The organism is Microcystis sp. M079S1 (genome assembly GCF_020246425.1).
GTDB lineage: Bacteria > Cyanobacteriota > Cyanobacteriia > Cyanobacteriales > Microcystaceae > Microcystis > Microcystis aeruginosa.
On record NZ_JADBSZ010000129.1, the window covers coordinates 1 to 9,841 of the forward strand.

A 9,841-nucleotide genomic window follows, 5' to 3' on the forward strand; every position below is an offset into this window, starting at 1 on the left:
GACTTTCAAAAACCTTGCATTATCCTTCTTGTGGTACATCGCTTGGTACAAAAAACAAGGGCAACAAAGCCTGAAACGACCGGCTACTGACTCCTGACTCCTGACTCCTACCCCCAGGAAAAACTTTTTCAGCAGACCCTACTTAACTGTTCACTGATAACTGAAAAAAATGACAAACTATCGCAATCCTGCCCCCACTGTTGATATTATCATCGAACTGATCGACTCGCCCCACCGTCCGATCCTGCTGATTGAGAGAAAAAATCCGCCCTTTGGCTGGGCAATTCCGGGGGGATTCGTGGACTACGGTGAATCAGTGGAAACGGCGGCCATTCGGGAAGCTTACGAGGAAATCAGTTTAGAGGTGCAGTTAATCGAGCAATTTCACGTCTATTCCGATCCTAGCCGCGATGCACGTCAACACACCATTAGTATCGTTTTTATCGCCACGGCAAAAGGAAAACCGATCGCTGCCGATGATGCCAAAAAAGTCGGGATTTTTCATCTCTGGGAATTCCCCCAACCTTTATGCTTTGATCACGATCGCATTCTCAATGATTATCGTCGTTATCGGGATTATCAAATCCGTCCCACACATTAGACCTCTTGTAAAAATCAAAAATTGTTGTTAGTGTTAGGAGTCAGTAGCCAGGAGTCAGGAGTCAGGAGAATTAAGAATAAATAATAATCAATTAAATATAGCGTTTTTCAGTCTGCTGAGGTACAAAAGTGATGGGTTTTAGGCAAAAGGCAAGAGGCAGAAGGCAAAAGGGAAGAAAAATAGGTGTACCTCACTAGCTTAGGAAACGCTATAGTCTATTTAGAGATTTATAGCAATTTCCATAGTTGTGAGGTACAGAGTCTTAGGTTTTGAGGAGTCAGGAGTTAAGATTTTGGTGTACATCATGAGATTGGGAAACGCTATAAGTATCTAAGCACAATTAATTACACATCTAAGCCACTACTCCGTCAGACTTCTGCTGATGTGAGCAAACAGAGAACTGAAAACTCAAATCCGATCCCTAATAGCTGTATCCCGTCTCCCGTCTCCCGTCTCCCGTCTCCCGTCTCCTGTCTCGACTAGGAAATTAATTTTGCACGACTACTTAAGGAAACGTTAAAAAATTCAGCTAAGGCGCATTTTAACCGCCTATCCTGAGATTAGCGGAATTTCTGCCAATCCCTTCACTAATGCGCGGGCAGCTTAGACACTTCTGAGGGCGACAATCGGCTCCAATTTAGAGGCACGATAGGCGGGAAAAACGCCGAAAAAGAGACCGATACCCGTGGAAACGCTCAAAGAAAGGGCGACGGCGCTGGTGGAAACAGTGGCAGCTAGGGGAGAGAAACTGGAGACTAGAACGATCGCTCCTGCACCGAAGAGAATACCAAGCGCACCGCCAGCGATGGAAACGAGAGTTGATTCAATCAGGAATTGTAAGAGAATATCCTGTTCTCTGGCTCCGATCGCTTTTCTTAGTCCGATTTCCCCGGTTCTTTCCGAAACCGAAACGAGCATAATATTCATCACCCCGATACCACCGACAATCAGGGAAATACCGGCGATTAGAGCCAAAAGTAGGGTGAGACCCTGGGTAATCGTGCCGAAGATTTCGATCATCTGTTTAGCAGTTTCGACGCGAAAATCATCCTCAGCGACGATTTTATGGCGTAAACGCAGGAGATTCTGGATTTGGAACTTAGCGGCGCGGATTTCCTCCCCCGATCGCGCAGTGAGACTAATCCAACTCAACTCGACACCGTAGGGTCCGGTTTTGCCCACCAGTTGCGAGTTCATGGTGCTAAGGGGAATAATCAGCATTTCATCCTGATTATTGCCAAAAAAGGAGCCTTTCGCCTTTAAAATACCGATTACCTCAAAACTGAGATTTTTGATCCGCAGCTGTTGCCCGAGGGGATTTTGGGTGGGGAAAAGTTGCGCTACCACTTCACGGCCGATCACTGTTACCCGTTTGTTGCGGGCTAGATCGATATTATTGATAAAACGACCTTTTTCTAGGGTAAAATTGCGTACAGAAGCGTATTCTGGGGTGCTTCCCGTGACTAGAGCCGTCATGTTGCGATTACGATAGGAAATCAGGAAACGAGCGTTTATTTCCGGGGCGACTTCAGCGACGGTGGGAACCTGTTCGGCGATCGCCTGAGCATCGGCTAAAACCAGGGTTTTCGGTAAATTAACGGTGGTATTGCGTGCTTGTCGCGACCCTGGCACCACAAAAATGGTATTGGGTCCCAAGTTAGCAAACTGGTCATTGGCTAAGGTTTGCGCCCCTTGGCCAATACCGATCATGGCCACTACTGAAGCGTTACCGATGATAATTCCTAACATAGTCAGGCCGCTACGCACTTTATTAGCCGCCAGGGTGAAGACGGCCATTTTTAAACTTTCGATGATAAACATATCAGTTATCAGTGGGGTGTGGGGTGTGGGGTGTGGGGTGTGGGGAGAATAAATAAAATAATCTCCTGTCCCTGAATCCTGTCTCCTGAATCCTGTCTCCTGAATCCTGTCTCCTGAATCCTGACTCCTGCCCGATCATAAAAAAGACAATTTGGATATATTTGTTAAGAAAAATTATTGAGATTTTTTATTAGTTTTCGAGGTATCTTCGGCCCCTTCGGGGAGATCGATAAAGACCTTTTCTCCGGCTTCCAAACCTGATAAAATTTGGGTTTTATCGTCCAAGACCAAACCGATCGAAACGGGTTTAAAACTGGGTTTATTTTCGGCATCGGCAACTAAAACCCCTGACTTGCCTTCCCGGGTGACAATGGCGACAGTCGGCACAACGAGGGCATTATCTAACTGCTGGCCGACAAAAGTTACATCCACATTCATTTTCGATCTGAGTTTGTCCCGTCCCGTCACCAAACCGATTCTGACCTCAAAAGAGGTAACATTATCCTCGATAATCGCTTCGGGAGCCACGAGAATAACTCGACCTTCAAAGACTTCTTCAGGAAAAGCATCGGCGACAATTCGCACTGGTTGGCCGCGCTGCAATAAACCCACATCTACTTCCGGCACTTTAGCAATCACTTCCAATCCCGATGCTAGGGCGATAATCGAGGTGGAAGTGGCGGAAGCGGTACTAGAGGCCGAAGTGGTGGGAGTGACAAAAGAACCCTCGGTGGCGTATTTTTGGGTGATGATGCCATCAAAGGGAGCAGTAATGACCGTATCGCGGTATTGAATCTTAATTTGCTCTAAATCGGCCCTAGCGGCCGCTACAGATGATTCTAGTCGAGCAAGCTCGGTTTCTTGGGTTTTTTGGCGTTGTTCGAGGGCAAATTTCGCTTCTGCGATCGATGCTGCCGCTCGGATCATTTCCTGCTCGATTCCCGCCACTTCTGGGGAAGCAGTTTTATCTGCTTGTTCCAAACGGCGGATCGATTCGTCTAAATTGGCTTTAGCGTTGAGATATTCATTGAGGACGGCATCAAATTGGTCTTGGGCGATCGCCCCTTCCCGGACTAAATTTTCATTGCGTTTAACCCGATTTTCTGCTAGTCGAAAACGGGATTGGGCTGCTTGTACCTGAGCTTGCAGTTGGTCTAAATCTTTCGGAATTCTTTCTTTGGCCTGAGCTAAACGGGCTTCTAATTGCTTATAACTGGCCTGGGCCTGATAAAATCGGGCTTGTAATTGCCGGATATCTTCGGGAATACTGCGTTTAGCCTGTTCCAGACTGGCTAGAGCTTCCCGCAGATGCGCTTCTGACTGCATTCCCCGAGCATACACCTCTAAATTATCCATGACGGCGAGGGTTTGTCCCCTTTTAACGATCATGCCCTGATCCACCAATAATCGCACTAATCGGCCGGGGTTTTTCGGGCTAATGTTGACACTTTGGATTGGTTCCACCCTACCACTAGCTTTAATTTCCACAGCGAGGGTTTCCCGTCGAGCAGGAACGGTCATTTTCGCCAATTCTAGGCCAGGAGGAGGTGTTTGCAGCAAGCGATAAGAAACCACTCCCACCGCCAGAAAACCACTAGCCATGAGTCCGAATATCCAAAATAGGGGGCGATTTGATTTTCCCAACACGGTTATTGCCATCGATCAGCCAAAAGTTAATTGGTTATATACTAACGTCTCTAGAGTTGCCTTTGTTGTTTCTTTAGCCAACAACTCCCAAGCGAGATAGACTGATTAAAAAAGGCCTATCGCGGGGGTAAACTGTGCCAAAACTTCAATTAATCATTTCTTTGCTCATTTTTTTCGTCGCTGGCAGCCCGCCGGCTTTTTCCCAAGTGCTACTCCCCTACGCCATCGAACCGGAGTTAGAACAGATGGAACAAGCGGGAATTGAAATCGCCGAAGATGCCATCCAATTAGCTCGTTTTCGCCGTACCGATGCGGCCCTCGGACGGGCTAAGTTAGCGGTGCAGTTAGCCCCCCATCTCTATCAAACTTGGTTTATTCTCGGTAGTTTATATCTGCAAGACGATCAGGTGCAACTCGGTATCGAGGCATTAAATCAATCTTTGTCCCTTGCTCCCGCCGATGCCCACGCTAATATTAAATTTTCCCTCGGTAGTGCCTATTTTCAGAATCAAGATTACCAGTCTGCTATTGCCCAGATTGAAGCGGGTTTGCAAATGAAACCCGATATCTCCCCCGCTCTTTTTGATCTGGGTAATTCCTATCTCAAGTTAGAACAATATCCTGCGGCGATTGCAGCTTACGAAAAAGCTGTTAGTCAAGATAAAAATTTTTGGCCGGCTATTAATAATATTGGTTTAGTTAAATACGAACAGGGTGACAAGGAAGCCGCTCTTAAAGATTGGCGGGCCGCTTTGAAAATTGATCCTAAACAGCCGGAACCTCAGTTAGCTATTGCGGTGGCTGTTTATAGTCAAGGGAAAACTGAGGAGGGCATCAAATTAGCTCAGGCCGCTCTCACTAGCGATAGTCGTTATGTCAGTCTAGAATTTTTGGGGGAAAATCTCTGGGGTCAACGTCTTCTGCAAGATACGGAGAAAATGTTTAATCATCCCAAAATGAAAGATTTTATCGCTCGTTTACCACAACCAACCCCGGAAGTGGAGGAAGAAAATTAAGCTGATAGCAGCAAGCATTAAGATAACCCCTTAGTTAATTTGCTAGGAATTCTTGAGGCTTGCTCTAACTAATTAGGGCTGGCTGAATATCGGTAGCAGCTTTGCTAAAAAATGGTTTTGGGACTTTATTAGCAAAACAACAAACTTTTTGCCGCAAACCCCACATACAGTACAATTATTATAGTTAAGGGTTTGAAAGGCCTAGGATGATGGCAAAGCAATCAAGGGCAATTGCGGTGACAGAACATGATAATAAGTATCCTGAATGTCTGCACTTGGAGATTTCGGGAGAACCCCTTGCGCCTGAGTCGAAGGGACTTTTTTCGCCTTTGAAAAAGTCTGATCCAGAGGCGATCGCCCTATCAGTGCGGATTAATTTTAATCAGCAGTGGCTTGATTTTTCTTTTGGACGGGTTAAGTTTGGTTTGCGGGGGGGAGAGTTACGCTTAAAACTGGAGAATGGCCAAATGCCTTCTGAGTTGAGAAATGAGGCGTTGAAAAAGATTTTACCAAGGGAGTTGGAGATTGAACGTCAGTTAGGGGGAGAAAAGGAAAGCAAGTCTCAACTAGAAGGATCAGTAACTCCTGATTTATCGAAAGCAAGCTTAAAGGGAGTTGGAGAACAGCGTCAAAAAAAGTCTCAGGGGGATAAGTTTCAGCTTAAAATAGCGCAAATTAGTCACAAGGGAGCGGATGAGCAGCCTGTGTGGGTTTTTGAGAATAAATCGGGTGAGCCTGTTTTGATTGGGGAATTAGCTGATTGCTTGGGTAAAATGTTGATTAAAAACAAGGACATATCCTGTGGCGTGGAAGCGACATTTACTCCTGAAATGCGTCAGGTTGTGATTACGGGTTTAGAAAATTTATTTAAAGATGATATTTCTGGACACAAATTGAACGTATTTGAGTTAGGATTCGCTAAGTTATTTTTAAAGCATAAAACCCAACCCTATCTAAGTCGTCAGGTATTACGTTATGAGTGATGCAGATTTTATTCGAGAAGTTGAAGAACTGTACCTGCGTCTTGCTAATGCAGATACAGATGATCTGGTTGAGTTAGCTAAACTTGCGGGTTTAGACCCTAAAACAGATTTAGCCGACTCTGTTTGGGTTCCCTATCCCAGCTTTGGGGAATTTCGTCAGAACACCTTAGCGGCGGCGGTGCTGACAGATTATCTAGAAGAGCATGGGATAGAGGTAGATGCTGCGGCGGCTGATAATGCTCAAGTGGTACTACCCAAGCTAGGTAAACTAGAAGCTGTATTGATTCCCCAAGACTCTGGTGCAGAACTGTTGGATTTAAGCCAAGTTAGGGTCGAAATTGACCTAAATCCGGCAACCCTAGCCTATATTTTAATCGAGTTAGGGGAAGGAAGAGCTTGGTTAACTGGGGTTCTGTTGAGTTCGGATCTGCGCCAGGATTTCCCAGAAGGCGGTGCGGTGTCCTTGGCGATGAGGAAACCTATATCGGCGCTGTGGGAGGCTTACCGTCGGTGGGAAAACTGTCAGCAAATCATGGCGCAGTATATCGATAAACAAGGCTGGTCGGCGGAACAGCGAGCGGAGGTAATCACAGTGTTAAACTGGGTCTGGGACTATCGGCAGGACTATGAGCGTCCGACGCTATTAAAGGAGTTTTTAGAAGAGAAGGCCAGCGAGAATCATGAGAATTTTAAACCCTTAGTCTCGCGTCCGGAAGGGGTAAGGGAAGCAACGCCTGAGCCGTCTTCAGAGGATGCGGTGGACTGGCTAGAGGTGGCGATGGATTTGCTTGATGAATTGGGAAAATGTATTTAAAAAATAATTATGAAAAGCATTAAAATAATTGTCGAAAAACACCCAGATGGCTATATTGCTTATCCTTTAGGTATTGAAGGTGTTGTCATTGGCGAAGGCGAATCATATCAAGAAGCGCTAGAAGATGCGAAATCAGCACTCCGTTTTCATATTGAAACCTTTGGAGTAGAAGTTTTAGATACTGAATATTCTGTCTTAGAAGCGTCTATTATAGTAAGGTGATCATTAAAAAAGAGGTCAACAGATGCAAAACTTACGTCAGGTTTCTTTACTAACAAGTGGACAAGAGCAAGTCTTAACGATTCCTCCTGAACTTGCCCTATCAAGCACAGAGGTTTTGTTACGCAAAGAAGGTCATCGCTTAATCATTGAGCCGATTTCTTCTGGTTCTCTACTTTCTTTGCTGACTACTTTGCCAGACATTACAGACAATTTTTCTGATATAGATGAAGGGTTGCTTCCCCTTGATGACATGACGTTTTAGAATAAAATAGCCCTGAAATTTTATTGTTATAAATAGATTCGTTCAAAAGGTTCTTTTCGATAACGGCGATAAATATCAAAGTCACTATCTAAGGTAATAATTGCAGAAATATTAAGTCTTTCAGAAATAATAATTAAAGATAGATCTGCAAAATCTCCCGGTAGATCAGCGTATTGTTCATTAAGTTGTATGATTCTGGCAAAATCCTGTGGTAAAAGGGGAATACATTGATAAAGCTGGTGGGATAAATCACTTAAAAATTCATTTTGTGTTCGATAATCATGGCTTAAAAGATACATTACTTCTGTTATACAAGCAACAGTTGTAATCAAGTCGCTGGAACATTGTTCAAAAAAGTTGACGACAGCCCGATGATAATTATCTTGGGAACTGTAATAGGCGAATAAAATACTGCTATCTGTAATAATTTTGGGGGGATAATTTGTCATGAATGATCTTGCTGATGGTGGTTTTGGATATATTCTGCCACTACTTTTTTGCGGTTTTCTCGCAATGACAAATCAGGTGGAGCATTTTCTAAAAGATGCTGAGGATGACCTCCCCGGCGTTGTAATAAAGTTTTACGCGGTTTTAAGCTTTGCCAATGTTCGTAAATGAGTTTTTTCAGAAGTTCTTCTGAGCTAATATTCTCTTCGGAAATGATGTCTGCTAGATAGTTCTCGGTTTCTCGATCTAGATTAATCGATAACATTGTTACCTCATGGGATAAATCAATATCTTTGATTATAGTTGAAAATCCATGATCGCACTACAGATAATCGCACTCACCCCCCCATCCCCAAATGGTAAAATGTTTTATGACATATAATTAATTTGCAAGAGTTCTTATCTATCATTAATTTATTTGGTGCGTTACGCTATCGAAGGGCGCACCCTACTGGACTTTTTCAGTTACTATTTTCTTGCACTAACATCAGATTTTAACAGGTCAAAAGACCTATTTTAAAAGGGTTTTACCATTATTCAGCAAACCCTAATTAGGATAAACTCGCCCTTTCCAACCTCCCCCTTGACCGCGCCAATAACGCAGGGCAGAATCGACGGTCATTAAACTATAAAAGAGGGCAATTAGGGGTAAAGTTAAAGCCCGCAGAGGGGATAATTTATATAGTCTTAAAGTCGGGCTATAGGAGAGGGCGATTAGTAATAAGGTGACGGCGCTAATTATGATAATTGATGTTTCTTTTAAGACCAATCCCCAGATTAAGCCCAAGGGGGCGGCTAAATAGGTTAAAAACATCCCGAAAATTGTCCCGATTAACCAAAGTGTTGAGTAATTTAGTTGTGTGAAGGCGGTGCGGGCTACCATATTCCAAATGCTGGCTAAATCTGGATAGGGACGGAGACTATAGGTGCTTTCTGTTAATCCTAACCAGATGGAACTCTCGCTATTTTCGGGGTGATTTTGCAGATATTTTTTAACCGCAATCGCCAAAGAACAATCATCAATTAAAGCTTGTTTAAGAATCTCAATACCGCCAATTTTTTCTAGGATATCTCGGCGAATTAAAATGCAACCCCCGGCGGCGGCTGCTATCGGGGAATTAGGATTATTAACTAGGGGAAAAGGATAGAGTTTCTCGAAGAAAAAAACAAAGGCAGGAATAAGAAATTTTTCCCAAAAACTGTCACAGCGTAGCAACACCATCAGGGAAACTAAAGCTTGTTTTTCCTGTACTGCTTTAGTAACTAATTGGGTTAAATTGTCTGCTGCGTGGGCAATATCGGCATCGGTGAAGAGAAAATAATCGGGTGCGAATTTCTCGGTAGCCTCTTTTATTCCCTGTTTCATTGCCCATAATTTACCCGTCCATCCTATCTCTAAAGGTTGTCCAGAAATAATAGTTATTTGTCCAGATTTATGATATTTATCAGCAATTTCTTGGGCAACTTTTTCCGTACCATCACTGCTTTGATCGTCAATTAAAACAATCGAAAGTTCTCCTTGATAATCTTGGTTAAAGAGGGAGGTTAAACTCATAGGTAAAACGTCGGCTTCGTTTCGTGCGGGGATAATTGCCGAGACTTTTGGATAATTTGTTAAGGGAGAAGTGACAGGATTAATTTTTTGGTTAGATAGCCAAAATTGTCCCCTGGCTAAGATTAAATATAACCAAATTATCAGCGATAGGAAAGTAACTAATAATAAGAAAAATGTCATAAGCTAGTCGGCCTTTTGATGAGGGAATAGGGAACAGGTCAAAAAGAGTAAGTAGGTAGGTGTTAAAAGTTGTCAGACACCCCCCTTATCAAGGGGGGCAGGGGGGATCCCCCCGCCTATCGGCACCCCCCTTATTAAGGGGGATCCCCCCGCCTATCGGCACCCCCCTTATCAAGTAGGGCTGTTTCATTCTCCCATCAGAATATCAAAAGTAAAAGCGATCACTGTCAGGTAAAATGAGAAGTGAACGCGAACTTTTGAAAGATATGTTGAGCTTAATAGAAAAACTAAAA

The 9,841-nt window shown here is 43.9% G+C and carries 12 protein-coding genes; 7 read left to right on the forward strand and 5 right to left on the reverse strand.

Annotation, left to right across the window (positions count from 1 at the left end):
- Positions 1-169 precede the first annotated feature (169 nt).
- Positions 170-601, forward strand: coding sequence for an NUDIX domain-containing protein (locus tag IM456_RS08410; RefSeq protein ID WP_149987591.1), 432 nt, complete (start codon positions 170-172; stop codon positions 599-601).
- A gap of 603 nt (positions 602-1,204) precedes the next feature.
- Here IM456_RS08410 and IM456_RS08415 read toward each other — a convergent pair.
- Complete coding sequence (locus tag IM456_RS08415; RefSeq protein ID WP_287692377.1) at positions 1,205-2,422, reverse strand: ABC transporter permease; 1,218 nt, start codon at positions 2,420-2,422, stop codon at positions 1,205-1,207.
- 174 nt (positions 2,423-2,596) lie between these two features.
- Positions 2,597-4,081 (reverse strand): efflux RND transporter periplasmic adaptor subunit, encoded by a 1,485-nt coding sequence (locus IM456_RS08420; RefSeq protein WP_287692379.1) that lies wholly within the window; start codon positions 4,079-4,081, stop codon positions 2,597-2,599.
- Between IM456_RS08420 and IM456_RS08425 the strand changes: the two genes are divergently transcribed.
- The 6 genes from IM456_RS08425 to IM456_RS08450 all read left to right on the forward strand — a co-directional run bounded on the left by IM456_RS08425 (position 4,023) and on the right by IM456_RS08450 (position 7,366).
- The gene (locus IM456_RS08425; protein WP_002740204.1) at positions 4,023-4,169 is read left to right on the forward strand and encodes a hypothetical protein; all 147 of its coding nucleotides are present in this window, start codon (positions 4,023-4,025) and stop codon (positions 4,167-4,169) included. The two genes, IM456_RS08420 and IM456_RS08425, sit on opposite strands and share 59 nt — an antisense overlap.
- Before the next feature lie 34 nt (positions 4,170-4,203).
- Positions 4,204-5,085, forward strand: a complete 882-nt coding sequence (locus IM456_RS08430) for a tetratricopeptide repeat protein (RefSeq protein ID WP_149987588.1) — start codon at positions 4,204-4,206, stop codon at positions 5,083-5,085.
- Between the two features lie 209 nt (positions 5,086-5,294).
- Positions 5,295-6,068 carry a hypothetical protein gene (locus IM456_RS08435; protein ID WP_287707059.1) on the forward strand — a complete coding sequence of 258 codons (774 nt, stop codon included), beginning with the start codon at positions 5,295-5,297 and terminating at the stop codon, positions 6,066-6,068.
- Positions 6,061-6,882 (forward strand): hypothetical protein, encoded by an 822-nt coding sequence (locus IM456_RS08440; RefSeq protein ID WP_287692383.1) that lies wholly within the window; start codon positions 6,061-6,063, stop codon positions 6,880-6,882. Before IM456_RS08435 ends, IM456_RS08440 begins: the two co-directional genes overlap by 8 nt.
- A gap of 9 nt (positions 6,883-6,891) precedes the next feature.
- Positions 6,892-7,104 (forward strand): type II toxin-antitoxin system HicB family antitoxin, encoded by a 213-nt coding sequence (locus tag IM456_RS08445; protein ID WP_002793068.1) that lies wholly within the window; start codon positions 6,892-6,894, stop codon positions 7,102-7,104.
- Positions 7,105-7,126: 22 nt separating this feature from the next.
- Positions 7,127-7,366 carry an antitoxin gene (locus IM456_RS08450; protein WP_149987586.1) on the forward strand — a complete coding sequence of 80 codons (240 nt, stop codon included), beginning with the start codon at positions 7,127-7,129 and terminating at the stop codon, positions 7,364-7,366.
- A gap of 26 nt (positions 7,367-7,392) precedes the next feature.
- Here the strand turns inward: IM456_RS08450 and IM456_RS08455 are convergent, their stop codons facing one another.
- From IM456_RS08455 to IM456_RS08465, 3 genes are all read right to left on the reverse strand, one after another.
- A complete protein-coding gene (locus IM456_RS08455; protein ID WP_149987585.1) occupies positions 7,393-7,815 on the reverse strand; it encodes a type II toxin-antitoxin system VapC family toxin in 423 nt (140 codons plus the stop codon).
- A complete protein-coding gene (locus tag IM456_RS08460) occupies positions 7,812-8,078 on the reverse strand; it encodes a hypothetical protein (protein ID WP_046661765.1) in 267 nt (88 codons plus the stop codon). The genes IM456_RS08455 and IM456_RS08460 overlap by 4 nt, the downstream gene beginning before the upstream one ends.
- Before the next feature lie 282 nt (positions 8,079-8,360).
- Entirely contained in the window at positions 8,361-9,548 is a 1,188-nt protein-coding gene (locus tag IM456_RS08465; RefSeq protein WP_149987584.1) for a glycosyltransferase, read from the reverse strand.
- Positions 9,549-9,841 lie beyond the last annotated feature (293 nt).